Source organism: Agathobaculum sp. TL06 (assembly GCF_054658635.1).
In genome coordinates, this window is sequence record NZ_BAAGGY010000011.1 from 70,157 (window position 1) to 96,387 (window position 26,231).

Here is a 26,231-nt window from a genome sequence, read left to right on the forward strand (position 1 = left end):
GAAGTGAATCTGATTTTACTGGGCGCTCCGGGCGCCGGCAAAGGCACGCTTGCGTCCTATCTTGTGGAAAAGATGGGGGTGCCGAGCGTATCGACCGGCAATATTCTGCGCGAAGCGATCAAGAACAACACACCGCTCGGCCAGTCGGCCAAGCAGTTTATGGACGCCGGGCAGCTTGTACCGGACGGAGTCGTGATCGGCATGCTCAAGGAGCGCATTGCCGAGCCGGATTGCAAAAACGGCTTCATCCTGGACGGGTTCCCGCGCACCATCCCGCAGGCGGAGGCGCTGGATACGATCGCAACGATCGACTGCGCGCTTTCGCTGGAAGTGCCGGACGAGGTGATCGAGGGCCGTATGACCGGCCGCCGTGTCTGCCTCAAGTGCGGCGCGTCCTACCACATCAAGGCCAACCCGCCCAAACAGGCGGACACCTGCGATGTGTGCGGCGACAAGCTGCACATCCGCAAGGATGACAAGCCGGATGTGGTGCAGCACCGTTTGGCAACCTACCATGAGCAGACCGAGCCGCTCAAGGATTACTATGGTAAGCAGGGCAAGCTCAAAAGCATCGACGGTACGCAGGGTATCCGCCAGACGGAGCAGATCGCCGTTCAGGCGTTGGGTCTGTAAGCTATGATCCATTTGAAGTCAGAAAAAGAGCTCGAACGGATGCGTGTCGCCGGCCGCATTACCGCGCTTGCGCGGAAAGCGGCGGCGGACGCGGTCCGTCCCGGCGTCACGACAGGCGAAATCGACCGGATCGTCCGCAAGACGATCGAGGACGCGGGCGCGAAGCCCTCATTCCTCGGTTACGGCGGCTTTCCGGGCAGCGCCTGCGTATCGGTCAACGACGAGGTCATCCACGGCATCCCCTCAAAGCATCATGTGGTGCGGGAGGGGGATATCGTCAAAGTGGACGTCGGCGCCTATATCGGCGGCTACCACGGCGACTGCGCCTGCACCGTACCCTGCGGTGAGGTGTCTGAGGAGGCCATGCGCCTGATCGAAGTGACCCGGCAGAGCTTCTATGAGGGTATCAAATTTGCCCGCGAGGGCTACCGCGTTTCCGATATCTCCGCGGCCGTGCAGGCCTATGTGGAGAAAAACGGCTTTTCGGTGGTACGCGCTTACGTCGGCCACGGCGTAGGGGAGAACCTGCACGAATCGCCCGAAGTACCGAATTTCGGCCATCCGGGCCATGGAATCCGGCTGCAGCGTGGTATGACTATCGCAGTGGAACCCATGGTCAATGTGGGTGTGTATGACGTCAAGGTCCTGCCGGACGGCTGGACCGTCAAAACCAGAGACGGGAAGCTGTCCGCCCACTATGAGAACACGATCGCCATTACGGATGGCGAGCCGGAGATACTGACCAGCATCGACGGTGAGGTGTTGTAATGGTGGAGGCCCACACAGCCGATATCGTGCTGTCGCTGACCGGCAGGGACAAGGGCAGGCTCATGCTTGTCATGGCGGAAGAGGGGGATTTTCTTCTGCTGGCAAACGGGCGCGCGCGCAGGGCGGAAAGCCCCAAGCGCAAGCGCCGCAAGCATGTGAGCTACCAGGGACCGAGCGACGGGCGCACGGCGCGCAAGCTGCTGGAGTCCGGCCGCCTGACCAACAGCGACATACGCAAGGCCCTTTCCCTTTGGACAGGGGACGAGGACGCAAATTGACCGAGGAGGGTAATACACATATATGGCAAAAGATGATGTAATCGAACTCGAAGGTACCGTCATAGAGGCGCTGCCTAACGCGATGTTCCAGGTGGAGCTGCCCAACGGCCATAAGATACTGGCGCATATTTCCGGCAAGCTCCGCATGAACTTTATCCGCATTCTTCCCGGCGACAAGGTCACCGTTCAGATGTCGCCCTACGACCTGACCCGCGGTCGTATCACCTGGCGAAGCAAGTAAACTTGCTTATAGGGGACTTCAAAAGTCCCCTATATACGAAACATGGTTCCGCAGAAACCAAGTTTCGATACCCGAATGACGCCGCCCAAGGCGGCTGGGTCGGGGAATCAAAAGCACGGGCAGAGCCCGCGCTTTTGATGGAAACCGCGTGGCGGTTTCCGATGATAAAGCGGGCGGAGGCGCGTATGTGACCCGAGCGCCAGCGGTCGCCGGTTTTCCGGTGTCCCATCCCACCAAAATTTTTGATGGAGGTAAAATGTCATGAAGGTAAGACCGTCTGTTAAGCCGATCTGCGAGAAGTGCAAGATCATCCGCCGCAAGGGCAAGGTCATGGTTATCTGCCAGAACCCGAAGCACAAGCAGAAGCAGGGCTAAAAGGCGCGTAACCGCGCTTATAGGGGACTTCAAAAGTCCCCTATATACGAAACTTGGTTCCGAAGAAACCAAGTTTCGATACCCGAATGACGGCGCCCAGGGCGCCTGAGTCGGGGTGTAAAAAGTCCGGCGGAGTTGGACTTTTTACGGCAGCCGCGTGGCGGCTGCCAATTGAATTGCGCCTGCGGGCGCAGGATACGGAAATCGGGCTTTGCCCGTTTTCGGATAAATTGCCGCGCGTCATGGCGCGGGATGATGGTTTACGCGAACACGACAAGCACGCGCAGGCGCGCGGCGCTGCAGGGGCGGAGGCGGTCCCTACACTGTGTTTGCCAACACGCCTCAGTGTAAACAAATCGGAGGTTTTATAAAGTATGGCACGTATTGCCGGTGTTGACCTTCCCCGCGAGAAGCGCGTGGAGATCGGCCTGACCTACGTCTTCGGCATTGGCCGCAAGACGTCCAACGAAATCCTTGCCAAGACCGGTATCAATCCCGATACCCGCGTCAAGGACCTGACCGAAGAAGAAGCCGCCAAGCTGCGTGAAGTGATCGACCGCGACTACAACGTCGAGGGCGACCTGCGCCGCGAGATCGGCCTGAATATCAAGCGTCTGGTTGAAATCGGCTGCTACCGCGGCCTGCGCCACCGCCGCGGCCTGCCGGTACGCGGTCAGCGCACCAAGACCAACGCCCGTACCCGCAAGGGTCCCAAGAAGACCATTGCGAACAAGAAGAAGTAAGGAGGGGAACGTATAAATGGCTAAGGTACAGCAGAAAAAGGGCGCGGCGACCCGTACGCGCCGCCGCGAGCGCAAGAACATTGAAAAGGGCGCGGCTCACATCCGTTCCTCTTTCAACAACACCATCGTTACCATTACCGACCTGAACGGCAACGCGATTTCCTGGGCTTCCTCCGGCGAAATGGGCTTCCGCGGTTCGCGTAAGTCCACCCCGTTCGCCGCGCAGACCGCGGCTGAGACCGCCGCGGCCGCCGCGATGGAGCACGGCCTGAAGACGGTTGAGGTTTACGTTAAGGGACCGGGTTCCGGCCGCGAGGCTGCGATCCGCGCGCTGCAGGCCGCGGGGCTTGAGGTCACTATGATCAAGGACGTGACCCCGATCCCGCACAACGGCTGCCGTCCGCCCAAGCGCAGAAGAGTATAATAAGGAGGAAACCAATCAATGGCTAAGAATACACAGCCCGTTCTCAAGCGCTGCAAAACGCTTGGTCTCTCCCCCGCGGTACTTGGTTACTCCAAGTCCACCAAGCGCCAGCCCAAGCAGTCCCGCCGCAAGCAGTCCGAGTACGGCATGCAGCTCAACGAGAAGCAGAAGGTAAAATTCATCTACGGCGTGCTCGAGAAGCAGTTCCATGCTTACTATGAGAAGGCCGAGCGCAAGCAGGGCATCACCGGTGAGATCCTGCTCCAGGAGCTTGAGCGCCGCCTGGATAACGTTGTGTTCCGCATGGGCTTTGCGAACACCCGCCGCGAGGCGCGCCAGCTCGTCAACCATGCGCACTTCACCGTAAACGGCAAGCGCGTCAACATCCCGTCCTATCAGGTCAAGCCGGGCGATGTTGTCGCGGTCTGCGAGAAATCCCGCAGCTCCGCCAAGTTCAAGACCCTGCTGGAGGAGAACGGCAAGAAGCAATGCCCCAAGTGGATCGACAAGGCCAAGGATTCCTTTGAGGGCAAGATCGTTTCGATGCCGGCGCGTGATGACATCGATTACGATGTATCCGAGCACCTCATCGTCGAGTTGTACTCGAAGTAACAGACCCTCGCTTTTGGAGCGTGCGTGGCGCCTGCGCCGCCTGCTCCGCTTAGAGTTTCCAACCAACGTGAAGGAGGGTACCAAATGATCGAAATCGAAAAGCCGCGTATTGACTGTGAACAGCTCGCTGAAGACGGCTCCTACGGCAAATTCGTCGTGGAACCGCTGGAGCGCGGATATGGCACCACGCTGGGCAACTCCCTGCGCCGCATTCTGCTTTCGTCGCTGCCGGGTACGGCCGCGTCGAGCATCAAGATCGCCGGCGTACAGCATGAGTTCTCCACCATCCCGGGCGTCAAGGAAGACGTGACCGAGATCGTGCTGAACATCAAGGGCATCATCGCCAAGCTGCACTGCGACGGCCCCAAGACGGTCTACATCGAGGCCGCCGGCGAGGGCGAGGTAAAGGCTGGCGACATCCACGCTGACGGCGAGGTCGAGATCCTCAATCCCGACCTGCACATCGCTACCCTGATGAGCGATGCGCGCCTGTCCATGGAGATCACGCTGACTTCGGGCCGCGGCTACGTTCCGGCCGAGAAGAACAAGCAGCACCAGACCTCCATCGGCGTCATTCCGGTGGATTCGATCTACACACCAGTTTACAAGGTCAACTATACGGTGGAGAACACCCGTGTGCGCGACCTGACCGACTATGATAAACTCACGCTCGAGATCTGGACCGACGGCACCATCACCGCGCGCGACGCGGTTTCGCTTGGCGCAAAGGTGCTGCGCGACCATCTCGACCTGTTCGTCGACCTGTCCGACGAGATCGGCTCCAAATCCACGGTTGTTGAAAAGGCCGAAGCGCAGCACGATAAGGTGCTTGAAATGACCATTGAGGAGCTTGACTTCTCGGTGCGTTCGTTCAACTGCCTCAAGCGCGCGGGCATCAACACGGTGGAGGATCTGATCAACACCTCGGAAGAGGACATGATGAAGGTCCGCAACCTGGGCCGCAAGTCGCTGGAAGAGGTCATCGGCAAGCTGGAGGCCATGGGCCTGTCGCTCGCCAAGTCCGACGAATAAGAAAGACCGATAATGCGGCGGCACGAAAAGCCGCGCCGCCGCCTTTACTTTATTTTGGAGGTAAACACGAATGGCTAACAATCGCAAGCTCGGCCGTCCTACCGACCACCGTATGGCCATGCTGCGCGCGATGGTGACCTACCTGCTGGAAAACGGCAGGGTTGAGACCACCGTTGCCCGCGCCAAGGAAGTCGGCCCGCTGACCGAAAAGATGATTACCCTCGGCAAGAAGAACACGCTCGCTTCCCGCCGTCAGGCGATGGCTTTCATCACCAAGGAAGCTGTTGTTGCAAAGCTGTTCTCTGAAATCGCGCCGGAGTATGCAAGCCGTAACGGCGGCTATACCCGCATCATCAAGACCGGCCCGCGCCGCGGCGACGCAGCGGAAATGGCGATCATCGAGCTGGTTAAGTAAGATAACGGCTCACCTGAAAACAGGAAGATGACGCAAAAAGGTTATCCAGTAGCGTGCTTACTGGATAACCTTTTTCTTTTTGCTTTCGTGCGGAATGTATCGCCGAAATATCTTCAAACAGAAAAGAAAAACACAGAAACCCCTTGCAATGTGCGGGATTTCGTGCTATACTACTGTCGTTAAGTAAGAAGTAACCGTAAGGAGTGGCGAAAGCCACTCCTTACGCTTTGCTTGAGGAAAATCGGAAAAGGAGGGACGGCTTTGCAGGCAAAGCAGATCGTCGCCCGTGTGGAAGAGCTGGTAAAGCCCCTGTGCGAACAGGCCGGCGTTTCCCTGTGGGACGTGGAATTTGAAAAGGAGGGCGGCCGGTATATGCTGACCGTGACCGTCGATCATCCGGAGGGCGTGCAGATCGACCAGTGCGAGCAGGTCTCGCGCGCGCTCGACCCCATGCTGGATGAAAAGGAATTCGACGATATGCCGTCCTATACGCTGTGCGTTTCCTCGGCGGGGCTGTCGAGACGGCTCAAGCGGCCGGAGCATTTCGCGGCGTTTATCGGCCATCCGGTCGAGCTTGGCTTTTATAAGCCGGTAAACGGCGCAAAGCAGACGGAAGGCATCCTCGTTGCCTATGATGACGGCTGTGTGACGCTGGAGAGCGGCGGGCAGCAGACTGTTTATGAACCCAAAGATATAGCCGCGGTGCGACTTGCGGTTGAAATTTAAGGAGATGAACCGGAAAAAATGGTGAACGCAGAATTTTTTGACGCGCTGGAGCAGCTCGAAAAGGAAAAGGGGATACCGGTCGATTACATGCTCGACCGCGTGGGCCAGGCTTTGATTACTGCTTACAAGCGCGACAACGACGGGATGACGGACAATGTGTTCGTTGAACCGGATCGGGATAAAAAGACCATCCGCATGTATGTGCGCAAAACAGTCGTCAAGGCGGAGGACCTCTATGAGCCGTATGAGGAGATCACGCTCGAAGAGGCGGCCGAGTACAAGAACAATCCCATGGTGGGCGATATCATCGATATCGACATCCCGACCAAGTCGTTCGGCCGCATCGCGGCGCAGACCGCCAAGCAGGTCATTATCCAGGGCATCCGCGAAGCGGAGCGCGGCATGGTGATCTCGGAGTTTGAGAGCAAGGAGCATGAGATCCTGACCGGCGTGATCGCCCGTATCGATCCCCGCTCGGGCAACGCGTATCTGGACGTGGTTTCGGGCGGCGAAAAGAGCGAAGCAGTCCTGGCCGCTTCCGAGCAGGTGCGCGGGGAGCAGCTTGCCGAAGGGCAGCGCGTCAAGGTATACCTGATCGAAGTGCGCCGCGGCACGCGCGGCCCGCAGGTCGTGGTATCGCGCACACACCCGGGCCTGGTCAAGCGCCTGTTTGAGCTTGAGGTGCCGGAAATCCATTCCGGCGTGGTTGAGGTCAAGTCGATCGCGCGTGAAGCGGGCAACCGCACCAAGATCGCGGTTACATCGCACGACGAGAACGTCGATCCGATCGGCGCATGCGTGGGTACGCGCGGCGCGCGCGTCGCCAACATCACGGGCGAGCTGAACGGCGAAAAAATTGATATCATCAAGTGGAGCGAGGATACGGCGCAGTTCGTTTCCGCAGCGCTCGCCCCCGCGGACGTGATCTCCGCGTCTGTGCAGGCGGATAGCAAGTCCTGCCGCGTGATCGTGCCGGACGACCAGCTTTCGCTCGCCATCGGTAAGGAGGGGCAGAACGCCCGCCTCGCCGCCAAGCTGACCGGCTGCAAGATCGACATCGCTCCGGAATCACAGGGCGAATAACAAAACGGGGGTGCGGCAGAATATGGTACAGAAAAAGGTCCCCATGCGGCAATGTCTCGGCTGCCGCGAAATGTTCCCCAAACGCGAGCTGATCCGCGTGGTGCGCTCGCCGGAGGGCGCGCTTTCGCTGGACTTCAGGGGAAAAGCGCCGGGGCGCGGCGCCTATCTGTGCGGCAGGCCGGAGTGCCTGAAAAAAGCGCGCAAGAGCCGCGCGATCGAACGCGCGCTTTCGGTCGAGGTGCCGGAGGACGTGTACAGCGCGCTGGAAAAGCAGATGGAGGAGGGCGCGCATGATGAATGATCCCGTCCTCCGGATGCTGGGGCTGGCGCGGCGCGCCGGCAAGCTGGCGTTCGGCGACGAGCTGGTGCGCGAGGCCTGCATGGAGAAAAAGGCGCGCTGCGTGATGGCTGCATCGGATGCCGGCGAGAGCACGGCGAAGAAGGCCGCGTTTTATGCCGAACGCGCAAATGTGCCGTTCCTCGTCCTGCCGGCGGATAAGCAGACGCTGGGCGCGGCGATCGGCAAGGGCGGCTGCGCGGTATGCGCGGTGACCGATATCGGTCTGGCGTCCGCGGCGGTGCAGCGGCTCGCGGCGCAGGATAGCGGCTATGCGGACGTATCCACGCAGCTTGCGGAAAAAAACGTGCGCATCCAGTCGCGGCGGGGCAAAAAGAAGCCCCGCGACCGCGCCTCGCAGCCTCAGGCGGCGGAACCGGCGGCACAGCCGCCGCGCCGCGCAGGCAGCGCCCCGCGCAAAGCGAACAAAAACCCACGCGCAAAGCGCGTATTCTAATAGGCAAAACCCGCAGAGCGGCGTTTGCCATCGCATGCACCAGTTTTGCCGGTGCATGCGATACCAGAGCAGAGCAAAGTTTCGCGTGTCGGAACTTTGCGCAGCCTTGGACGCATCCGCGCGGTGCGCGGTGCGTCCCTCTCGATGCAGCCTGTACGGCTGCATCGAAGAACAGTGTATAGGAGGAGTTGCCCATGGCAATAGAGAATAAATATCGGGTGCATGAGGTCGCAAAGGATTTTGGCGCCTCCACAAAGGAGATCACCGAGATCCTGACCCAATACTGCACCACCCCGAAAAACCATATGCAGGTGCTGAGCGATCAGGAACTGTCCATCATTTTCGAGTATATGACGCAGCACCATCAGGTGAACAACATGGAGGAAACTCTGAACGCGCAGATGGCGGCGCGGCAGGCCGCCGCAGCCCCGTCCGGCGACCGGCCGAAAGCGGAGGAGAAGCCCGTCAGACAGCCGCAGGCTGCCCAGCAGCCGGCGTCTGCCAAGCCGGAGGCGGGAAAGAAAGAGGAAAGCAAGGCCGCGCCCGCCGCTTCGACCAAGGTCAAGCAGGTACACCGCATCGATACCCGCGGCGCGGGCGACGTCAACCTGGATAAATATGACGAGCGTATCGACAAGCTGGTGGACGCCAAGGCGGAGCGCATGGAGTCCCGCGGCCAGAAGAAGCAGAAGCTGACCAAAAAGGCCGACCAGCGCGCCAAGCCGTTCGGCAATAAGCGCCGGCAGGAGGAGCAGGAGAAGATGAAGCGCCTCCAGCGCCAGCAGCAGATGGCGGCCCTCAAGAAGATACCGGTCAAGGTTATGATACCGGACGAGATCTCGGTCGGCGAGCTGGCCAGCCGCATGAAGCGCACCGCGGCGGATGTAATCAAGGGCCTGATCAAGCTGGGCGTGATGGCGTCCATTTCGGAGATCATCGACTTTGATACCGCGGCGATCGTGGCGGAGGAAATGGGCTGCAAGGTCGAAAAAGAGGTCCATATTACCATCGAGGAACGGCTGTTTGACGAGAGCGAGGACCGCGAGGAGGATCTCGTGCCGCGCGATCCGGTTGTGGTCGTGATGGGTCACGTTGACCACGGCAAGACCTCGCTGCTCGACGCCATCCGCAAGACCAAGGTGACCGAGGGCGAGGCCGGCGGCATCACCCAGCATATCGGCGCGTACCGCGTCGCGGTGGACGGCAAGCCGATCACCTTCCTGGACACCCCAGGCCACGCGGCGTTCACCTCCATGCGCGCCCGCGGCGCGCAGGTGACCGATATTGCCATTCTGGTCGTGGCGGCGGACGACGGCGTGATGCCGCAGACCATCGAGGCGATCAACCACGCCAAGGCGGCGAATGTGCCGATCATCGTGGCGGTCAACAAGATCGATAAGCAGGGCGCCAATCCGGACCGTGTGCTCCAGCAGCTCACCGAATATGAGATCGTACCCGAGGAGTGGGGCGGCGACACGATCGTGTGCAATATTTCCGCCAAGTTCGGCCAGGGCATCGAAAACCTGCTCGAGATGGTGCTTCTGACCGCGGAGGTCGCGGACCTCAAGGCCAACCCCAACCGCAAGGCGCACGGCACGGTCATCGAAGCCAAGCTCGACAAGGGCCGCGGTCCGGTCGCAACGCTGCTCGTACAGAACGGCACGCTGCACACGGGCGATACGGTCATCGCGGGTACGGCGGTCGGCCGTGTACGCGCCATGACCAACGACGACGGGAAGCGGATTCAGGAGGCCGGCCCCTCCGTGCCGGTCGAGATCATCGGCCTGGCCGAGGTGCCGGGCGCGGGCGACATCTTCGACGCGGTGGACGACGAGAAGATGGCGCGCGAGCTGGTCGAGCAGCGTAAGGATAAGGAAAAGGAAGAGCGCAACAAGCAGTTCCACAAGGTCACGCTCGACAACCTGTTCGCCTCTATCCAGGAGGGCGAGATGAAGGAGCTGAACATCATCGTCAAGGCCGACGTGCAGGGCTCGGTCGAGGCGATCCGCTCGTCGCTGGAGAAGCTGTCGAACGACGAGGTCCGCGTCAAGGTCATCCACGGCGCGGTCGGCGCGATCAACGAGTCCGACGTGATGCTGGCCGCGGCGTCCGGCGCGATTATCGTCGGCTTCAACGTCCGTCCGGACCGCACGGCGACCGATTCCGCCGCGCAGCAGGGCGTGGATATGCGCATGTACCGCGTTATTTACGACGCGATCGAGGAGATGGAGCAGGCTATGAAGGGCATGCTCGAACCCAAGTTCAAGGAAGTTGTACTCGGCCATGCCGAGGTGCGCCAGGTGTTCAAGATCACGGGCGCGGGCGCTGTCGCGGGCTGCTATGTGCAGGATGGCAAGATCCAGCGCAACGCTGAGGTGCGCGTGGTGCGCGACGGCATCGTATTCCACGAGGGCCACCTGAACACCCTCAAGCGCTTCAAGGACGACGTCAAGGAAGTTGCTTCCGGGTATGAATGCGGCATGAGCATCGAAAACTATAACGACATCAAGGAAAATGACGTAATCGAATGCTTCGTCATGGAAGAGGTCAAACCGTAAGATAATTGAAAAGGGACGATGGAGAATGGAGCCGAAGCCGTAAGGGGCAGCTTCATTTTCCATGCTCCATTTTTCCATTCATCCTCAGGCAAAGGAGGACGTTACACCATGTCTACACGAATCGACCGCATTTCGGAAGAGGTGCGCAAGGCGCTGGCTGAGGCGATCCGCTCGGTCAAGGACCCACGGGTGCAGAACGGGCTGGTTTCGGTCGTACACTGTGAGGTCACAAGCGACCTGCGCTATGCCAAGTGCTTTATTTCCGTGCTTGGCAGCGAGCAGCAGGCGAAGGAGGTCATGAAGGGCCTGAAATCCGCCGCGGGCTGGCTGCGGCGCGAGGTCGGGCATAAGGTACAGCTCCGTTATGCGCCCGAGCTGGTGTTTGAGCTGGACAACTCGATCACGCATGGCGCGCATATCTCGGAATTGCTGCACGAGCTGAAAAGCGAGGGTAAGCTCGGGGAGGAGGACCGCGCATGACCGTGGACGTTGCGGGCGCCGCCGCGGCGCTGCAGGGCGCGGACAACATCCTGATCCTGACGCACCGCCGTCCGGACGGCGATACCGCCGGCTGCGCGGGGGCGTTGTGCCGCGGGCTGCGGCAGCTCGGCAAGACTGCGTATATTCTGGAGAATCCGGAGATCACCAGGCGGTATGCACCGCTGATTGCACCTTGTTATCCGGCGAGCGGTTTTAACCCTGCGTATATCGTATCCGTCGATATCGCGGAGGAAAAGCTGTTTCCGGATACGGCGGAGCAGTACAAGGGAAAGGTCGATCTGGTGATCGACCACCACCGCTCAAATTCGGGCTTCGGCGCCAAAAACCTGATCCGTCCGGACGCGGGCGGCTGCGCCGAGGTGCTGTACGATGTGCTGGCCGCGCTGGGCGTGCGGCTCACCAGGGAGATCGCGGAATGCATCTACATCGGCGTGTCCACGGATACGGGCTGCTTCAAGTTTTCCAACACGACCGCGCATACCCACGCGGTCGCGGCGGCCTGCCTGACCGCGGGGATCGACGGGGGCGAGATCAACCGCGTGCTGTTTGAAACCAAATCCATGCCGCGCTTCCAGATGGAACGCATTGTGTTCGATACGATGGAGTTCTTTGAGGACGGCGCGGTCGCGGTTGCGCTGCTGTGGCGCGCGGATATCGACCGCACGGGCGCGGATATGGACGACCTGGATTCGATCGCCTCGCTCACGCGGCAGATCGAGGGCGTGCAGATCGGCATTACGCTGACCGAAAACCGAAACGGGACGGTCAAGGCGTCCGTCCGCACGACCAAGGAGATGGACGCCGCGGCGATCTGCAAAAAGTGCGGCGGCGGCGGCCATATCCGCGCGGCCGGCGCAAGCCTGGACTGCGGCATGGAGGAGGCGAAAGCCGCCATCCTGACCGCCGCGAGGGAGCAGTTCCATGCCAAACAGTGAGCTGAACGGCATCCTGCTGATGGATAAGCCGCAGGGCTTTACCTCGCACGACGTGGTGGCCAAGCTGCGCGGCATCCTGCACACGCGCAGGATCGGTCACGGCGGCACGCTCGACCCGCTGGCGACCGGCGTGCTGCCGGTGTTCGTCGGCGGTGCGACCAGGGCGGCGGATTTCGCGGCCGCGCAGGATAAGGAATATATCGCGGGCTTCACGCTCGGCTATAATACGGACACGCAGGATGTGACCGGCGGGACGCTGCAGGTCAGCGGCCGCCGCGCTGCGCGGGACGCGGTCGAGCAGGCGGCGGGCCGCTTCCTCGGGCCGCAGAAGCAGGTGCCGCCCATGTATTCGGCGGTCAAGGTGAACGGGCAGAAGCTGTATGACCTGGCCCGCAGGGGGAAAGCGGTCGAGCGTCCGGCGCGCGACATCACCGTCCACGCGATCGAGCTGCTGGAGTTTGACGAGCACGCCCAGAAGGGCATGCTGCGGCTGACGGTCAGCAAGGGTACTTATGTGCGCACGCTCATCAACGACCTGGGCGAAGCGCTCGGTACGCTGGCGGTCATGCACAGCCTGACGCGCACCCGATCGGGCGCCTATACGCTGCGGGAGTGCCGCGGCTTCAGCCAGGTCGAGCGCGCGGCGGCGGATGGCACGGCGCAGGCGCTTTTGCTGCCGACCGACAGCCTGTTTCCCCTGCAGCCGGCCGTGCGGCTGACGGACGAGGGCGCGGAACGCATCACGCGCGGCGCGGTGGTATTCCCGCGCATGGCGCAGGGGATGCCCGAAACGGCGGGCGCGCTGTGCCGCGTGTACCACGGGGCGCGTTTTTTGATGCTCGGCCAGGTAAGGACGCTCGATAAAGGCGGGCTGGGCCTGTTTGTCTATAAAAATTTTGGATGAAAAAACGCGGGCCGGCAGCGGCCGCTTTTTCAGGGAGGGTTTCCCATGCAAGAATTTCAAAAGCCGCGCGCGATCGCGCTGGGGTATTTCGACGGGGTGCATCTGGGGCATCGGGCGCTGATGGAGCGCGCGGTGGAGCGCGCCAGGCAGATCGGCGGCGTGAGCGCGGTATGCACGTTCGACGTCCATCCGGATTCGGTTGTGCTGGGGCGCCAGGTGCCGCTGATTACGGCGGACGCCTACCGACGGGAGGAGATCAAAAAGCTCGGCGGCGTGGACGAGGTGATCTTCATCCATTTTGACGAGAAGATGCAGCATATGGACTGGCGCGACTTTATCCATAAGGTGCTGATCGAGCAGTTCCACGCAGCCTGGATCATTTCCGGCAGGAACAACCGCTTCGGTTACAAGGGGCGGGGCAACGCCGCCGGCATGGCGGAGGAATGCGAAAAGGCCGGCATCGGCTACGACTGCATCGATGACGTCAAGATGGACGGCATCGTGGTGTCCTCCACCTATATCCGCCAGCTCATTTCCCAGGGCGATATGGAAACAGCCGCGCGTTTTCTCGGCCATCCGTATACCGTGACCGGCGTGGTCGAGCATGGCCGCAAGGTAGGAACGAGTGTGCTGGGCGTGCCGACCGTCAACCTGCGTCTGCCGGGCGAGATGGCGCTGCCGCCGTACGGCGTTTATGCGACGCGCGTGCTGGTGGGCGGGGAAAGCCACATCGCGGCGACCAATATCGGCGTCAAGCCCACGTTCCTGGACAGCGGCACGCCGACCATCGAGCCGCACCTGCTGGATTTCGCGGGCGACCTGTACGGCCGGATGATCCATGTGGAGCTGCATAAGTTCCTGCGGCCGGAAAAGCAGTTTGCGTCGGCGGAAGCGCTGCGCGCGGCGATCGAGGAGAATGTGCGGCAGACGCGCGCCTACTTCGCGGAATAAGCGGGCGCCAGGGGACGGAAGCCTGGTATAAAATTGTCCGCCGCGCGGCGGGGAAAAAGACAACGGGAAAAGACGGGATGGATTTACCATCCCGTCTTTTTTTTGAAATCTGCTATAATGGTAGAGAACAATTCCCTGCTTGGGGACGTGTTGTTTACAGAAAGGAGGAGAGAACACCATGCAGACAAAGCTGCGCTCCGACGCATTCCTGTGCGAGGCGATGGAAGCCTGCGGCGACGCCGTTTACCGGCTGGCGCTGTGCCGCCTGGGAAGCCGCGCGGATGCGGAGGACGTTTATCAGGAGGTGTTTCTCCGGCTGCTGCGCGACACGACCGATTTTCGGGATGAGGAGCATTTGAAGGCCTGGCTGATTCGGGTCACGCTCAACCGGTGCAGCGACCTGCGCCGTTCGGCGTGGTTCCGCCGCACCGCGCCGCTCGAAGCCGCGCCGGACGCGGCCGCGCCGGAGGATACCGACCACGCCGACCTGTGGCATGCGGTCGCACGGCTGCCGGATGAACTGCGGACCGTGATACACCTGCACTATGTAGAGGGCTACGGGACGGAAGAAATCGCGCCGCTGGTCGGATGCAGGCCGGCAACCGTGCGCACGCGGCTCCATCGGGCGCGCAAACAACTCAAACTGGATCTGGAGGGAATGGACGATGAAGAAGAACAACCGGAACGAATGGGAACAGATGAAAAACATAAAAGCGCCGGAGGCGCTGAAGCAGCGTACCCTGGCGGCCGCGCGTGAGGAGCGCCGCAGGGAGGGGCAGGCCGCGCCGCAGCACCTGGCGCCGGCGCCGCGCCGCAGCTTCGGCATGGTAAAGCGCATTTTGGCGACGGCGTGTGCGTTCGGCGTGGCGCTGGGCGGCTCGGCCCTGTGGCGGATGCAGGGCGGGCAGAGCGCGGACGAGGCGGTCGCCGGGCTGGTGGCCAACTCGTTCGGCATCGTGGCCTATGCCGCGGACACGGGCGAAACTATTGCGCCGAAGGACAGCAAGATCGTGTTTGATATCGCTGGCGGGGGTGCGGACAGTCCCACCAAGGGCTTTTTCAGCGGCTGTCTGTTCAAGGTGACCGGCGATAATATCGAAACGGTCAGCGCCTCGGTCGATCAGGGCGGCCTGTACCGGACCGAGCGGTTGGAGATCACCGAGGCCGACGTACAGGCGATCATGATGGGAGAGTTTGCGCCCACGGCGGACGCGGACGACATCATGGTGCAGGGGGGACCGGAAAAAAACCAGTGGTGGGTGGATGCCAGCTACCGCGTGGAGAACGGCTTTGTCGCGGACTATGACGCGAATGTGAGCTACGGCTTCTGGGGCGAGCCCCAGTCGGTCGATATGGCGGACGATGCCGACCTGCGCGACGCATGGCACGCCCGCGTGGACGAGTTCGACGGCGCGAAGCTGACGGTCACCGTCACCTTCACGGACGGCACGAGCGACACCCAGACGCTCACACTGCGCACCGGCAAGCTGGGCGTATGGTATCCGGACGATGAGAGCGGCCCGCAGCCCACCGGCGAGGTGCTCACCGACGAGCAGGCCGCAGAGCAGGGTTATATCTACGGCGTATACGCGGAAATGGAATAACGTGGCGGTTTATCCCCCGATCTTTCGGATCGGGGGATAATTTTTGCAGAAAAACAGGTAAACTGCTTGAAAAAAACCGGTGCATCCCATACAATAAAAAGGTAGTTTGTTTTTTATGAGGGAGTGCCATGCTGCATATTGTTCTGGTCGAGCCGGAGATCCCGCAGAACACGGGCAACATCGCCCGCACCTGCGCGGCGACGGGCTGCGTACTGCATCTGGTCGAGCCGCTCGGCTTTGCGATCGACGATAAGCGGATGAAGCGCGCGGGCCTGGATTACTGGCACCTGCTCGACGTCCGCATGTATAAAAACCTGGATGAGTTCTTTGACCGAAACCCGGGCGGGCGTTATTTTTACGCCACGACCAAAGCGCCGCACGCCTATCACGAGGCGGCGTATCGGGACGGGGATTACCTGCTGTTCGGCAAGGAGACAAAGGGGCTGCCGGAAAGCCTGCTCGCCGCCCATCCGGAGCGGTGCGTGCGCATCCCCATGCGCGAGGGCGCGCGCAGCTTGAACCTGTCCAACTCGGTCGCCGTGATCGTGTTCGAGGCGTTGCGGCAGACCGGCTTTGAAAACCTGAGGCTGGCGGGGCCTTTCCCGCAGGAGTGAGGGAGCGTTTATGGAAAAGATACACATTCTGACCGATTCTTCCGCGGATATCCCGCAGGCGCAGGTGGACGCCTACGGGATAGAGGTCGTCCCGATCACGCTGACGCATGAGGGGCGCGCGTTCCGCGAGTATTACGACATCACCGCCGAGGAGTACTGGAAGCTGCTGCAAACCAGCCGTGAGGTTCCGGTAACTTCGATGGTCTCGCCCGCGCAGTTCCTGGATTCCTACCGGCGCGCGTATGAACGCGGCTGTACCCATGTGCTGGGCGTGCTGATCAACGGGAAAGGGTCGGGTACCTGCCAGGCCGCCTGCCTCGCCCGTTCAATGTTTGAGGAGGAATATGGAAGCGGCATGCGGATCGAGATCATCGACTCCGCGACCTACACCTATATTTACGGGCATATCGTCGTGCTGGCCGCCCGCCTGCGCGACCAGGGAGACAGCTTTGAGGCGATCGCGGGCGTGGTGCGCAGCCGGCTCAAGCGGGTGGAGGCGTATCTGGGCGTGTACAGCCTGGCGCACCTCAAGCGGTCGGGCCGCATTTCGGGCGGCGCGGCGTTTGTCGGGGAAGCGCTCGGGCTCAAGCCGATCAGCCATGTGTACGACGGCGCGGTTACGGTATGCGACAAGGTGCGCGGGGAAAAAGCGCTGGTGTCGGGCCTGATTAAAAAGGTGTCCGGCCGCGTACAGCAGCCGGAAAAGCAGACCGTGCTCCTGCTGTACGGCGACGTACCCGCGGAGCGCATCGACGAGCTGGAAAAGCGCCTGCTGACGGAAATCGGCTTCAAACAGGTCTGCCGCAGCCCGATCGGCCCCTCGGTCATCACGAATACCGGCCCGCAGGCCCTGGCGGTCGCGTTTTACGGACAGGCCCGAAACTGAACCGGATTGGGCATATTGTTTAATATTTCACAATATTTTGCGGCAAAACGCAAAAATCCTCTAAAAGATTGCCAAAATGTAAGGTTTTTCGTAAATTTGCTTGCGGGATACCGGAAAAACGAGTATAATTTGGTCTTGGAAGCGGAATTCTTTTAGAGAACGCCGCGATTTTGATCCGTGTCGCAATATTTTATATCTTAAGGAGAGGTATATTTTATGCAGTACAACAAAAAGAGTGTCGAAGACATCGACGTAAATGGCAAAAAGGTCATCGTTCGCTGCGATTTCAACGTCCCGCAGGACGAAAACGGCAATATCACCGATGACAAGCGCATCCGTGCGTCCCTGGAGACGATCAAGTACCTGCTGGACCACAACGCGGCTGTTATCCTTTGCTCGCATCTCGGCCGTCCGAAGGGCGAGGTCAATATGAAGTATTCGCTGGCGCCGGTCGCGGCGCGCCTGAGCGAGCTGCTCAGCATCGACGTCAAGCTGGCGAAGGACGTTGTCGGCGAGGACGCCAACCGGCTGGCCGCGGCGGTCAAGCCGGGCGAAGCCATCCTGCTGGAGAACGTCCGCTTTGAAAAGGGCGAAACCAAGAATGATCCGGCGCTTGCCAAGGCGTTTGCCGATATGGCCGAGATCTATGTCAACGACGCGTTCGGCACCTCGCACCGCGCCCATGCCTCCACCGCCGGCATCGCGGATTACCTGCCGGCCGTGTGCGGCTTCCTGATCAACAAGGAAATCTCCATCATGGGCAAGGCGCTTTCCGATCCGGCCCGTCCGTTCGTCGCCATCCTGGGCGGCGCGAAGGTTTCCGACAAGATCAACGTCATCAACAACCTGATCGATAAGTGCGATACCGTCATCATCGGCGGCGGCATGGCCTATACCTTCTCCAAGGCGCAGGGCGGCAAGATCGGCACCTCGCTGTGCGAGGAGGATAAGCTCGACCTCGCGCTCGGCCTGATTAAGAAGGCGGAGGATAAGGGCGTCAAGCTCCTGCTGCCGATCGACACCGTTTGCGGCGATCACTTCGGCGCGGACGCGGAGCCGGTTGTTTACGAGGCCGGCCAGCTGCCGGACAACATGATGGGCATGGACATCGGCCCCAAGACCGTCGAGCTGTTCTCGGACGCGGTGAAGAACGCTGGCACGGTTGTTTGGAACGGCCCGATGGGCGTATTCGAGTTCGATACCTTTGCGGCCGGCACCAAGGCGGTTGCGGCGGCGATCGCGGCGTCCGGCGCGGTTTCCATCATCGGCGGCGGCGACTCCGCGGCGGCGGTTGAAAAGCTCGGCTTTGCGGACAAGATGACCCACATCTCCACCGGCGGCGGCGCTTCGCTGGAGTTCCTGGAGGGGCTGGAGCTGCCGGGCATCGCCTGCCTGCTGGATAAGTAAGCGCCCCCAGCCGAAAGGGGTAATGTGAAAACCCACGCGCCTGCCGCGGGTTTTTGCGGAGGGCGCCGCGGGCCGGCGCTTTCCTGTGGAAAATGCGCGCTGCGCATGGGATGTGTGCGGTGCGGAAATGTGCTTATACCGGGGCGTTCGCGCGATGCCCCGTATAAATACATAACCGATCAGGACGGATCCGCCGTCCGAAATTTGAAAGGGGTAAAACCAACATGAATCGCAGATACCGTAAGACCATCATTGCCGGCAACTGGAAAATGAACAAGACGCCGGCGGAAGCCAAGGCGCTCATCGAGGAGATGAAGCCGCTGCTTTCCAAGACCAAGTGGTGTGAGATGGTTCTTTGCGTGCCGTTTACCGATATTCAGGTCGCAGTAAAGGCTGCCAAGGGCTCCAAGATCGCCATTGGCGCGGAGAATATGCATTTTGAGAAGTCCGGCGCGTTCACCGGCGAGATTTCCGCCGATATGCTCAAGGAGCTGGGCGTGAAGTATGTGATCATCGGCCACTCCGAGCGCCGCCAGTACTTCAACGAGACCGACGAAGCCTGCAACAAGAAGGTCCTCGTCGCGCTGGAGAACGGCCTGCGCCCGATCCTGTGCGTCGGCGAGTCGCTCACCGAGCGCGAGCAGGACGTGACCATGGAGGTTATCCGCAAGCAGATCAAGATTGCCCTGCAGGGCGTTGCTGTTGAGGATATCAAAAAGGTTGTCATCGCTTACGAGCCGATCTGGGCGATCGGCACCGGCAAGACCGCTACCGCCGAGCAGGCGGGCGAGGTCTGCGGCGCGATCCGCGACTGCCTGCGCGAGAAGTACGGCGCGCGCGCGGCCCGCGGCATCACCATCCAGTACGGCGGCTCGATGAACGCCAAGAACGCGGCCGAGCTGCTGGCCCAGCCCGACGTTGACGGCGGCCTGATCGGCGGCGCCTCCCTGAAGAGCGCTGATTTCGCGACCATCGTGGAAGCAGCCAATCAATAAGATAAGGAATACGGCGCGGGAAGCGGCTGCTTCCCCCCGCCGTTACCGCGGAGGGGGGCATCGATATCGATCGTTGTCCCCTTTCGTCCCACTTCTGCCAAAGGAGCTTTAGCTATGAAAAAAGAAGTTTCCTCCGCCAAGGAGGCTGCGGAAACGGCGCCTGTCGCGGAAAAGGCCGCAGCGAAAAAGCCGGCGGTGAGAAAGACGGCCGCAGCCGCTGCGGAGAAGAAGACCACGGCAAAAAAGCCGGCGGCTAAGAAGCCCGCGGCCCGCAAAACGGCGGCAAAGAAAGCCTCCGGCCCGAAAAAGCCGACCGCGCTGATCATCATGGATGGTTTCGGCCACCGCGACGAAAAGGGCGGCAACGCGATCGAGGCCGCGAACACCCCCAACCTGGACAAGATCTTTGCGGAAAACCCGATGACGTATATCGGCGCCTCCGGCCTGGATGTCGGTCTGCCGGACGGGCAGATGGGCAACTCCGAGGTCGGCCACACCAACATCGGCGCGGGCCGTATCGTCTATCAGGAGCTGACCCGCATCACCAAGGCCATCCAGGACGGCGACTTTTTCACCAACGAGGCGCTCATGAGCGCGATCAACCAGTGCAAGTGGTTTAACTCCACCCTGCATATTTTCGGCCTGCTGTCCGATGGCGGCGTACACTCGCATATCGACCATATGTTCGCGCTGCTCGAGCTGGCGCGCCGCAACGGTCTGCGCAAGGTGTGCTTCCACTGCTTCATGGACGGCCGCGACACGCCTCCGCAGTCCGGTATCGAATATATCGACCGCCTGCAGGCGAAAATCGACGCGGTCGAGGTCGGCTGCATCGCCACGATTTCCGGCCGCTATTACGCGATGGATCGCGACAACCGCTGGGAGCGCGTCGAGAAGGCCTATAACGCCATTGCCGAGGGCATCGGCGAGCATGCGGCCTCCGCGCACGAAGCAATGCAGGCTTCCTATGACGCGGGCGTGACCGACGAGTTCGTGGTTCCGGTCATCGTGACCGAGGGCGCGACCGTCCGCGACGACGACGCGATTATCTTTGCCAACTTCCGTCCCGACCGCGCGCGTGAGATCACCCGTGCGTTTGTGGACCATGAGTTCCAGGGCTTCCCGCGCCACCGCCGCAACATTCACTACGTCTGCATGACGCAGTATGACGCGACGATCGTAGGCGTTGAGGTGGCGTTCAAGCCGCAGAGCCTCAAGAACACCTTCGGCGAATATATCTCCGACCTGGGCCTGACCCAGCTGCGCATCGCGGAGACCGAGAAGTACGCGCACGTCACGTTCTTCTTCAACGGCGGCGTGGAAAAGGAGTATGCGGGCGAGGACCGCGCGCTCATCCCGTCCCCCAAGGTGGCGACCTATGACCTCCAGCCGGAAATGAGCGAGCCTGCCGTGACCGAGGAGTGCGTAAAGCGCATCCTGTCCGGCAAGTATGATATGATCGTCCTGAACTTTGCCAACTGCGACATGGTCGGCCATACCGGCGTGTTCGAGGCTGCGGTCAAGGCGGTCGAGGCGACGGACGACGGCGTGGGCAAGGTTGTCGCCGCGATCCAGCAGATGGGCGGCCAGTGCCTGATTACGGCCGACCACGGCAACGTGGACCAGATGCTCGACGCGGACGGTACGACCCCGTTCACCGCGCATTCCACCAATCCGGTGCCGCTCGTGATGGTCGGCCATGCGGGCAAGCTGATGGAGGGCGGCGTGCTGGCTGACCTTGCGCCCACCCTGCTCGAAATGATGGGCCTCAAGCAGCCGGAGGAAATGACCGGCCACAGCCTGATCGTCAAATAAATCTGTGTATCCCCAAAATTGATATAAAAAGGAGAATGAATTATGAAAGGCTACATTGAAATCGTTGATGTACTCGGCCGTGAGGTAATGGACTCCCGCGGCAATCCGACCGTTGAGGTCGAGGTTTATGTCGAGGGCGACACCGGCGCCTACATGGGCCGCGCGGCCGTTCCGTCCGGCGCTTCCACCGGCATCTTTGAGGCTTGCGAGCTGCGCGACGGCGACAAGTCCCGCTATAACGGCAAGGGCGTCCTCAAGGCGGTTGACGCTGTCAACGGCGAGATCGCGGAGACCATCATCGGCATGAACGCGCTCGACCAGCAGGCCATCGACAAGGCCATGATCGAGGCGGACGGCACCCCGAACAAGACCAAGTTCGGCGCCAACGCGATCCTGGGCGTTTCCATGGCGGTTGCCAAGGCGGCGGCCGAGGCGCTTTCCCTGCCGCTGTACAACTACATCGGCGGCTGCAACGCCAAGACCCTGCCGATGCCCATGATGAACATTCTCAACGGCGGCGCGCATGCGACCAACAACGTTGAGATCCAGGAATTCATGATTATGCCGGTTTCCGCTCCCTCTTTCCGCGAGGCGCTGCGCCGCTGCGCTGAGGTGTTCCATCAGCTCAAGAGCACCCTCAAGGAGAACGGCACTCCGGCCGCGGGCGTGGGCGACGAGGGCGGCTACGCGCCCAACCTGAAGAAGGACGAGGACGCGCTCAAGGTGATCGTCAAGGCGATCGAAGAGGCTGGCTACAAGCCGGGCGAGGACTTCATGATCGCGATCGACGCGGCTTCCTCCGAGTGGTGGAACGACGAGGAGAAGTGCTATATCCAGCCGAAGTCCGGTAAGAAGATGACCCAGCAGCAGCTCGTCAAGATGTGGAAGAACTTCGCGGAGAAGTACCCGATCATCTCCCTCGAGGACGGCATGGCCGAAGAGGACTGGGAAGGCTGGGAGATGCTGACCAAGGCGCTGGGCGACAAGATCCAGCTTGTCGGCGACGACCTGTTTGTAACCAACACCACCCGTCTCAAGAAGGGCATCGACATGGGCGTTGCCAACTCCATCCTCATCAAGGTCAACCAGATCGGCTCCCTGACCGAGACCCTGGACGCCATCCAGATGGCGAACCGCGCGGGCTACACCGCCGTTGTTTCCCACCGCTCGGGCGAGACCGAGGACGCGACCATCGCGGACATCGCTGTGGCGCTCAACGCGGGCCAGATCAAGACCGGCGCGCCGAGCCGCACCGACCGTGTTGCCAAGTACAACCAGCTGCTCCGCATCGAAGAGGAGCTGGGCGAGGATGTCGCGCAGTACCTGGGCAAGGATGCTTTCTTCAACCTGAAGAACAAGTAAGAATGGCTTAACAGCAGGCCGTCCGCAAGAAGCGGACGGCCTGCTTATTTTTTGTGGAGCGGTTTCTTCTCCCTATAAGAAGAAAGGCACTATAATTTTCCAGTAAATTACAGAAAACACGAAAAATTGGCAACATATAGAAATTTTTCAAGTATTTGTAAATCAAAACGGTTGACGAGCGCGGAGGAATGTGTTATCATATTCACAGTAAAAATTTGATAATCTAATCAATTGGCGGCGGCAGCAGGACTGCCGGTTTGTCCAATCCATAAATTCGCGCACTTCTTCATTCCTAAAAAGCCGCGCCCTTGGCAAAGGGTGCGGCTTTTTTTTGCCGGATATCAATACCAATAGCCTGCTTTCCATTTCTGGAGGGCGAGGCTCGCGTTTTGGTAGCTTACGTCGGAGGTCGGCGTCCCCGCGGGTACGCCCAGGATCGCCGCGTCGCGCTGCAGCACATAGCCGTTGGTTTTCCAGCGGCTGAGCGCCTGCTCAAAGGCCTGCGTCTGTGCGCTGTCTGCCGCGCTGTCCACGCTGAGCTGGTAATTGCGCCAGTTCAGCGTGGGGGTGCCGTTCAAAAAGCCGGTCAGACCGGCGACCGACAGGCTGTAATCCCGATCCGCGTTGAACTGCGCGAGCTGCGCCTGCGCCTGGGAGAGCGCAGCGCTTTCCGAGGCGGCATAGTAGTCGCTTTCGAGCGCGGCTTCCTGTCCGGCGGCGCTGTCCTGCGCGGCCGCGCGCGCCTTGAGACGCGCCTGCCCCAGCGCGTTGAGATCGCTGCGGTACTGGTTGTCGATCGAAATACGGCTGGTTTCGGCCGTACCCGAGGTTGCGGCGGCGCTGCGCGCACCCATGTTCAGGCCGAGCGCGGCCAGCTTTTCCTCGTTGGAGAGCACGGACTGCCGCGCGTTGATATCGGTCTGCGTCATGCCGGCCGTATAGTCGCTCTCGATCGCAGCCAGATTGCGCTCAAGCTGCTGCGCGATGCGCTCGCGCGCGGCTTCAAAGCGTTTCAGTCGGGCCTGCTCGGCGGCTTCATAAAGCCGGTTGAGCGCGTTGGTGCCGGCAGAGGCGCCGCCCCCGCCTCCGCTGCTGCCGGACGAAACCGAATAGGGACGGTAGTCCCCGTTCCAGGTCGATACCGCTTCGTTGGACGCGACTTTGCCCGCCAGACCCTCCGCATCGATCTTGTTCTGGCGTTCGGCGAGCAGCTCCTGACGTTTGCCCGCGTCCTGTGTGTTTGCGATCGCCTCCGAATAGTCAAAATCCTCTTTGTAGTTTTTCGCCATGTGTTTCCCTCCTTTCTCAGATCACGGTCTGTCCCTGCGTCCAGCGGATCGTGAGTGCGAGCAGGCCGAACGGCTCGTCCGGCCGGTCGTTGCCGATGCGCACCGCGAACAGCGGCATGCGGTGTTGCCGGCGGCGGGTGCGGTAGCTGACTGCGCCCGGGATGCAGCGGAACGAGAACCGCGAAAAATCCAGCGTTTTGAACGAGAACAGGTCCATGTTGCGCGAAAGCGCGAGCAGCGCGCCGTTTTCGTTTTCATACTGTACGGTCGCGCCCGACCGTGAGTAGGGCATGAGCGTCGGGATGACATCGCGCACGGTTTTGACCCGACCCCAGTCCGCGAGCGGCAGGGTGGGTGTGCGCCAGTACGCGTCGATCGCCGCGTCGTCATCGCAGTAGGCGCCATCCTCGTCGGCGCGGGCGAAGCGGCACAGACGACCGTCAGCGGTGCCGAACCAAAGCCGGCCGTCCAGTACGGCAAGGCATTGGGCGGGTACCTCGGTCCAGTAAAACCACGCGGGGTCGCCGTTCTCCTCGGTCAGCGTACCGTCCGCGATATACATATGCCCGTTCACGGCAAGGTAGTATTTCCCTTCGAACACGGCCGCGCAGGCGTTCTCCAGTCCGGCTTCCGTCTCCAGTCTGGGTACGATCGCGTCCGACACCGAGCGGATGGTCCGTTGCTCCGCGACCGCAGTACCGAACGCGCCCTGCACCCCGCGCGCGGACAGGAACAGCGGAAGATCGCCCAGCGTGGCGAAGCTGCGCGGCGCGGTCGCGCCCGCGCCCTGCGCCCCCTGCTTGAGCGGATAAAGCGCCGTTCCGTCGTCCGCCATCAGGTAGGAGCGCAGATAGCTGGTCGCCTCCTGCGCGCCGCCGGACTTGATGACAAGCTGGCTTTCATACTGCTTGAGATAGCCCACGATCGCGGACGCGTCCGTCCCCATGCGGGTATAACCGGTGTCGGGGAAATAGGTGGGATCATACAGCCCGCTCTGCCAGTCGCAGTCCGGCTCGTCCGGATTGCCGGCAACGAACACGCGCGTATCGTTTTTGCCGCCGTACAGTCCGGCAAACCGGCACTGGTTGATCTTATCCGCATAGCCGGTCACGGTCTTGGAGAACGTAATGGATACGTTGGCCAGCCCGTTGGCGTTCGCGGGCGCGCTGGCCAGTGTGATCAGGCCGGTCGTGCGGTTGACCGAGGACACGGTCACGGATGCGCCGTTTACCGCCGCGGTTACATCGGTGTCGTCCAGATTTTTTGCGTCCACCTGGAACTGGGTCGCCGAGCCGTTGCCGATGAAGGTGTTGATGCGTCTGGGGGTGAGCAGGTTGACCGCCTCGTAGCTGGTGCCGCCGCCGGTTGGCTGCGCGGAGATCGTGGTGGTCGGCACATAGGCGATGTCCTGCACCTTGACAGCCTCCCACGCGGTTCCGGCGCTGTTTTTGCGCACCGCGCGGTAGATCTGTCCATCGAGCAGGTATAATACGCCGTTCATCACGAACGATTGCGAGAACGCCTCGTTCATGTCCGTACACAGCTCGGTCTGCGTCCCTGTGGCGGGGCGGGCATACAGCTTGGTACCCGCATGCACGGCCAGGCCGGACCCGTCGGGCAGGGGGAACAGGCCGAAAAGCGGCGCGCCGTAGCTTTGCTGGGTTTTCCAGCCAGTGCGCTTGACCAGGAAATCGTTCTGGTCGCAGATCAGGTTCTGCAGGTCGGGCGAGCGGGACAAGGATACCTTGGTGGGGTGCGTGCGGAAGTCCGCGCCGCCGAAACGGCTGACCACGGTTTCGCGCTCGGTCTCGGGAAAAGGAAACTGGTAAGCGCGCATCAGACCATCTCCTGTATGCCGGTGAACTGCGCCGGACAGTGGCGCAGCAGGCGGTCGGCGTATTCCGCGGCCGCCCAGTTGAATTTTGCCTTGTCGTCGTCGGCCACGAGCAGAGCCGCCAGCCCATAGGGGAAGCACTCGCGCGCGAGCCAGTCGCCCGCGGGGATCTCCTCGTCCAGCGCGCCCATGCGCGGCGGCGCGGCGTGCGGCTGTTCGGCGCAGAATACCCGCTCCGCGTTGATCTCGCGCAGGCTGTTGACGAGCAGCTGGTTGAGCGCGCCCAGCGCGAACGGTTCGTAATACGCGCCGCTGTCCGGCGTTTCGGACAGCAGGTTCAGCGCCGCGCGGAAGCATTCGGTTCCGGTCATGAGATTCCTCCTTTTGCAATATATGGCTCCCAGCCTGGCACAAAGGCGGATGCCCCGATCTGAAGATTGTTTACATGTTGT

Annotated in this window: 30 protein-coding genes; 27 read left to right on the forward strand and 3 right to left on the reverse strand. The window is 61.4% G+C overall.

What is annotated here, in order from left to right:
* The first annotated feature begins 3 nt into the window (after positions 1-3).
* From ACYQ3S_RS08225 to eno, 27 genes are all read left to right on the forward strand, one after another.
* On the forward strand, positions 4-633 hold the full coding sequence (locus ACYQ3S_RS08225; RefSeq protein WP_459688408.1) for an adenylate kinase: 630 nt from the start codon (positions 4-6) through the stop codon (positions 631-633).
* A gap of 3 nt (positions 634-636) precedes the next feature.
* The gene (gene map, locus ACYQ3S_RS08230; protein WP_459688409.1) at positions 637-1,401 is read left to right on the forward strand and encodes a type I methionyl aminopeptidase; all 765 of its coding nucleotides are present in this window, start codon (positions 637-639) and stop codon (positions 1,399-1,401) included.
* Complete coding sequence (locus tag ACYQ3S_RS08235) at positions 1,401-1,679, forward strand: KOW domain-containing RNA-binding protein (RefSeq protein WP_054326951.1); 279 nt, start codon at positions 1,401-1,403, stop codon at positions 1,677-1,679. Before map ends, ACYQ3S_RS08235 begins: the two co-directional genes overlap by 1 nt.
* A gap of 22 nt (positions 1,680-1,701) precedes the next feature.
* Positions 1,702-1,920: a translation initiation factor IF-1 gene (infA, locus tag ACYQ3S_RS08240; protein ID WP_016148769.1), complete on the forward strand. Its 219-nt coding sequence runs from the start codon at positions 1,702-1,704 to the stop codon at positions 1,918-1,920.
* A 261-nt stretch (positions 1,921-2,181) separates the two neighbouring features.
* Positions 2,182-2,295, forward strand: a complete 114-nt coding sequence (gene rpmJ, locus ACYQ3S_RS08245; RefSeq protein ID WP_031472205.1) for a 50S ribosomal protein L36 — start codon at positions 2,182-2,184, stop codon at positions 2,293-2,295.
* Positions 2,296-2,669: 374 nt separating this feature from the next.
* The gene (gene rpsM, locus ACYQ3S_RS08250; protein ID WP_054326950.1) at positions 2,670-3,038 is read left to right on the forward strand and encodes a 30S ribosomal protein S13; all 369 of its coding nucleotides are present in this window, start codon (positions 2,670-2,672) and stop codon (positions 3,036-3,038) included.
* 16 nt (positions 3,039-3,054) lie between these two features.
* A complete protein-coding gene (gene rpsK, locus ACYQ3S_RS08255; RefSeq protein WP_054326949.1) occupies positions 3,055-3,462 on the forward strand; it encodes a 30S ribosomal protein S11 in 408 nt (135 codons plus the stop codon).
* Positions 3,463-3,480: 18 nt separating this feature from the next.
* Positions 3,481-4,074, forward strand: a complete 594-nt coding sequence (rpsD, locus tag ACYQ3S_RS08260; protein WP_459688412.1) for a 30S ribosomal protein S4 — start codon at positions 3,481-3,483, stop codon at positions 4,072-4,074.
* A gap of 84 nt (positions 4,075-4,158) precedes the next feature.
* Complete coding sequence (locus tag ACYQ3S_RS08265; RefSeq protein ID WP_107631617.1) at positions 4,159-5,106, forward strand: DNA-directed RNA polymerase subunit alpha; 948 nt, start codon at positions 4,159-4,161, stop codon at positions 5,104-5,106.
* Between the two features lie 70 nt (positions 5,107-5,176).
* Positions 5,177-5,521, forward strand: coding sequence for a 50S ribosomal protein L17 (gene rplQ, locus ACYQ3S_RS08270; protein WP_054326946.1), 345 nt, complete (start codon positions 5,177-5,179; stop codon positions 5,519-5,521).
* A gap of 261 nt (positions 5,522-5,782) precedes the next feature.
* Positions 5,783-6,247, forward strand: a complete 465-nt coding sequence (locus ACYQ3S_RS08275; protein WP_459688413.1) for a ribosome maturation factor RimP — start codon at positions 5,783-5,785, stop codon at positions 6,245-6,247.
* 18 nt (positions 6,248-6,265) lie between these two features.
* Positions 6,266-7,330, forward strand: coding sequence for a transcription termination factor NusA (gene nusA / locus ACYQ3S_RS08280; protein WP_459688415.1), 1,065 nt, complete (start codon positions 6,266-6,268; stop codon positions 7,328-7,330).
* A gap of 22 nt (positions 7,331-7,352) precedes the next feature.
* A complete protein-coding gene (gene rnpM / locus ACYQ3S_RS08285) occupies positions 7,353-7,631 on the forward strand; it encodes an RNase P modulator RnpM (protein ID WP_459688417.1) in 279 nt (92 codons plus the stop codon).
* A complete protein-coding gene (locus ACYQ3S_RS08290) occupies positions 7,621-8,124 on the forward strand; it encodes a L7Ae/L30e/S12e/Gadd45 family ribosomal protein (protein ID WP_459688419.1) in 504 nt (167 codons plus the stop codon). The genes rnpM and ACYQ3S_RS08290 overlap by 11 nt, the downstream gene beginning before the upstream one ends.
* Positions 8,125-8,318: 194 nt before the next feature.
* A complete protein-coding gene (gene infB, locus ACYQ3S_RS08295; protein WP_459688420.1) occupies positions 8,319-10,682 on the forward strand; it encodes a translation initiation factor IF-2 in 2,364 nt (787 codons plus the stop codon).
* 108 nt (positions 10,683-10,790) lie between these two features.
* Positions 10,791-11,162: a 30S ribosome-binding factor RbfA gene (gene rbfA, locus ACYQ3S_RS08300; RefSeq protein WP_459688421.1), complete on the forward strand. Its 372-nt coding sequence runs from the start codon at positions 10,791-10,793 to the stop codon at positions 11,160-11,162.
* Positions 11,159-12,118 carry a DHH family phosphoesterase gene (locus tag ACYQ3S_RS08305; RefSeq protein ID WP_459688423.1) on the forward strand — a complete coding sequence of 320 codons (960 nt, stop codon included), beginning with the start codon at positions 11,159-11,161 and terminating at the stop codon, positions 12,116-12,118. Before rbfA ends, ACYQ3S_RS08305 begins: the two co-directional genes overlap by 4 nt.
* Positions 12,105-13,022: a tRNA pseudouridine(55) synthase TruB gene (gene truB / locus ACYQ3S_RS08310; protein ID WP_459688424.1), complete on the forward strand. Its 918-nt coding sequence runs from the start codon at positions 12,105-12,107 to the stop codon at positions 13,020-13,022. Before ACYQ3S_RS08305 ends, truB begins: the two co-directional genes overlap by 14 nt.
* Positions 13,023-13,067: 45 nt before the next feature.
* Positions 13,068-13,973, forward strand: coding sequence for a riboflavin biosynthesis protein RibF (gene ribF / locus ACYQ3S_RS08315; protein WP_459688425.1), 906 nt, complete (start codon positions 13,068-13,070; stop codon positions 13,971-13,973).
* 178 nt (positions 13,974-14,151) lie between these two features.
* A complete protein-coding gene (locus ACYQ3S_RS08320; RefSeq protein ID WP_459688427.1) occupies positions 14,152-14,730 on the forward strand; it encodes an RNA polymerase sigma factor in 579 nt (192 codons plus the stop codon).
* A complete protein-coding gene (locus ACYQ3S_RS08325; RefSeq protein WP_459688428.1) occupies positions 14,639-15,577 on the forward strand; it encodes a hypothetical protein in 939 nt (312 codons plus the stop codon). The genes ACYQ3S_RS08320 and ACYQ3S_RS08325 overlap by 92 nt, the downstream gene beginning before the upstream one ends.
* Before the next feature lie 128 nt (positions 15,578-15,705).
* Positions 15,706-16,191 (forward strand): tRNA (uridine(34)/cytosine(34)/5-carboxymethylaminomethyluridine(34)-2'-O)-methyltransferase TrmL, encoded by a 486-nt coding sequence (gene trmL, locus ACYQ3S_RS08330; RefSeq protein ID WP_459688430.1) that lies wholly within the window; start codon positions 15,706-15,708, stop codon positions 16,189-16,191.
* Positions 16,192-16,201: 10 nt separating this feature from the next.
* Positions 16,202-17,077 carry a DegV family protein gene (locus ACYQ3S_RS08335; RefSeq protein WP_459688432.1) on the forward strand — a complete coding sequence of 292 codons (876 nt, stop codon included), beginning with the start codon at positions 16,202-16,204 and terminating at the stop codon, positions 17,075-17,077.
* Positions 17,078-17,293: 216 nt separating this feature from the next.
* Complete coding sequence (locus tag ACYQ3S_RS08340) at positions 17,294-18,484, forward strand: phosphoglycerate kinase (RefSeq protein WP_054326932.1); 1,191 nt, start codon at positions 17,294-17,296, stop codon at positions 18,482-18,484.
* A 224-nt stretch (positions 18,485-18,708) separates the two neighbouring features.
* Positions 18,709-19,479 carry a triose-phosphate isomerase gene (gene tpiA, locus ACYQ3S_RS08345; RefSeq protein WP_054326931.1) on the forward strand — a complete coding sequence of 257 codons (771 nt, stop codon included), beginning with the start codon at positions 18,709-18,711 and terminating at the stop codon, positions 19,477-19,479.
* Between the two features lie 114 nt (positions 19,480-19,593).
* Positions 19,594-21,294 (forward strand): 2,3-bisphosphoglycerate-independent phosphoglycerate mutase, encoded by a 1,701-nt coding sequence (gene gpmI / locus ACYQ3S_RS08350; protein ID WP_459688434.1) that lies wholly within the window; start codon positions 19,594-19,596, stop codon positions 21,292-21,294.
* A gap of 87 nt (positions 21,295-21,381) precedes the next feature.
* Positions 21,382-22,656 (forward strand): phosphopyruvate hydratase, encoded by a 1,275-nt coding sequence (gene eno, locus ACYQ3S_RS08355; protein WP_459688467.1) that lies wholly within the window; start codon positions 21,382-21,384, stop codon positions 22,654-22,656.
* Between the two features lie 341 nt (positions 22,657-22,997).
* Here eno and ACYQ3S_RS08360 read toward each other — a convergent pair whose 3' ends face one another.
* Genes ACYQ3S_RS08360 through ACYQ3S_RS08370 form a run of 3 tightly spaced genes read right to left on the reverse strand, consistent with a single transcriptional unit; the run spans position 22,998 to position 26,150 of the window.
* The gene (locus ACYQ3S_RS08360; protein WP_459688436.1) at positions 22,998-23,945 is read right to left on the reverse strand and encodes a hypothetical protein; all 948 of its coding nucleotides are present in this window, start codon (positions 23,943-23,945) and stop codon (positions 22,998-23,000) included.
* Between the two features lie 16 nt (positions 23,946-23,961).
* Positions 23,962-25,782, reverse strand: coding sequence for a hypothetical protein (locus ACYQ3S_RS08365; RefSeq protein WP_459688437.1), 1,821 nt, complete (start codon positions 25,780-25,782; stop codon positions 23,962-23,964).
* Positions 25,782-26,150, reverse strand: a complete 369-nt coding sequence (locus ACYQ3S_RS08370) for a hypothetical protein (protein ID WP_459688439.1) — start codon at positions 26,148-26,150, stop codon at positions 25,782-25,784. The genes ACYQ3S_RS08365 and ACYQ3S_RS08370 overlap by 1 nt, the downstream gene beginning before the upstream one ends.
* Positions 26,151-26,231: the final 81 nt, after the last annotated feature.

Excerpts from the sequence above, each read along its gene's own strand:
- ACYQ3S_RS08305 (WP_459688423.1), top strand. The coding sequence starts at position 11,159 with ATGACCGTGGACGTTGCGGGCGCCGCCGCGGCGCTGCAGGGCGCGGAC.
- nusA (WP_459688415.1), top strand. The coding sequence starts at position 6,266 with ATGGTGAACGCAGAATTTTTTGACGCGCTGGAGCAGCTCGAAAAGGAA.
- rpsM (WP_054326950.1), top strand. The coding sequence starts at position 2,670 with ATGGCACGTATTGCCGGTGTTGACCTTCCCCGCGAGAAGCGCGTGGAG.
- ACYQ3S_RS08340 (WP_054326932.1), top strand. The coding sequence starts at position 17,294 with ATGCAGTACAACAAAAAGAGTGTCGAAGACATCGACGTAAATGGCAAA.
- ACYQ3S_RS08325 (WP_459688428.1), top strand. The coding sequence starts at position 14,639 with ATGAAGAAGAACAACCGGAACGAATGGGAACAGATGAAAAACATAAAA.
- map (WP_459688409.1), top strand. The coding sequence starts at position 637 with ATGATCCATTTGAAGTCAGAAAAAGAGCTCGAACGGATGCGTGTCGCC.
- ACYQ3S_RS08235 (WP_054326951.1), top strand. The coding sequence starts at position 1,401 with ATGGTGGAGGCCCACACAGCCGATATCGTGCTGTCGCTGACCGGCAGG.
- eno (WP_459688467.1), top strand. The coding sequence starts at position 21,382 with ATGGACTCCCGCGGCAATCCGACCGTTGAGGTCGAGGTTTATGTCGAG.
- rbfA (WP_459688421.1), top strand. The coding sequence starts at position 10,791 with ATGTCTACACGAATCGACCGCATTTCGGAAGAGGTGCGCAAGGCGCTG.
- trmL (WP_459688430.1), top strand. The coding sequence starts at position 15,706 with ATGCTGCATATTGTTCTGGTCGAGCCGGAGATCCCGCAGAACACGGGC.
- rpmJ (WP_031472205.1), top strand. The coding sequence starts at position 2,182 with ATGAAGGTAAGACCGTCTGTTAAGCCGATCTGCGAGAAGTGCAAGATC.
- ACYQ3S_RS08265 (WP_107631617.1), top strand. The coding sequence starts at position 4,159 with ATGATCGAAATCGAAAAGCCGCGTATTGACTGTGAACAGCTCGCTGAA.
- infB (WP_459688420.1), top strand. The coding sequence starts at position 8,319 with ATGGCAATAGAGAATAAATATCGGGTGCATGAGGTCGCAAAGGATTTT.
- ACYQ3S_RS08360 (WP_459688436.1), bottom strand. The coding sequence starts at position 23,945 with ATGGCGAAAAACTACAAAGAGGATTTTGACTATTCGGAGGCGATCGCA.
- ACYQ3S_RS08290 (WP_459688419.1), top strand. The coding sequence starts at position 7,621 with ATGATGAATGATCCCGTCCTCCGGATGCTGGGGCTGGCGCGGCGCGCC.
- gpmI (WP_459688434.1), top strand. The coding sequence starts at position 19,594 with ATGAAAAAAGAAGTTTCCTCCGCCAAGGAGGCTGCGGAAACGGCGCCT.
- ACYQ3S_RS08320 (WP_459688427.1), top strand. The coding sequence starts at position 14,152 with ATGCAGACAAAGCTGCGCTCCGACGCATTCCTGTGCGAGGCGATGGAA.
- ribF (WP_459688425.1), top strand. The coding sequence starts at position 13,068 with ATGCAAGAATTTCAAAAGCCGCGCGCGATCGCGCTGGGGTATTTCGAC.
- rpsK (WP_054326949.1), top strand. The coding sequence starts at position 3,055 with ATGGCTAAGGTACAGCAGAAAAAGGGCGCGGCGACCCGTACGCGCCGC.
- rnpM (WP_459688417.1), top strand. The coding sequence starts at position 7,353 with ATGGTACAGAAAAAGGTCCCCATGCGGCAATGTCTCGGCTGCCGCGAA.
- ACYQ3S_RS08370 (WP_459688439.1), bottom strand. The coding sequence starts at position 26,150 with ATGACCGGAACCGAATGCTTCCGCGCGGCGCTGAACCTGCTGTCCGAA.
- rplQ (WP_054326946.1), top strand. The coding sequence starts at position 5,177 with ATGGCTAACAATCGCAAGCTCGGCCGTCCTACCGACCACCGTATGGCC.
- truB (WP_459688424.1), top strand. The coding sequence starts at position 12,105 with ATGCCAAACAGTGAGCTGAACGGCATCCTGCTGATGGATAAGCCGCAG.
- rpsD (WP_459688412.1), top strand. The coding sequence starts at position 3,481 with ATGGCTAAGAATACACAGCCCGTTCTCAAGCGCTGCAAAACGCTTGGT.
- ACYQ3S_RS08365 (WP_459688437.1), bottom strand. The coding sequence starts at position 25,782 with ATGCGCGCTTACCAGTTTCCTTTTCCCGAGACCGAGCGCGAAACCGTG.
- infA (WP_016148769.1), top strand. The coding sequence starts at position 1,702 with ATGGCAAAAGATGATGTAATCGAACTCGAAGGTACCGTCATAGAGGCG.
- tpiA (WP_054326931.1), top strand. The coding sequence starts at position 18,709 with ATGAATCGCAGATACCGTAAGACCATCATTGCCGGCAACTGGAAAATG.
- ACYQ3S_RS08335 (WP_459688432.1), top strand. The coding sequence starts at position 16,202 with ATGGAAAAGATACACATTCTGACCGATTCTTCCGCGGATATCCCGCAG.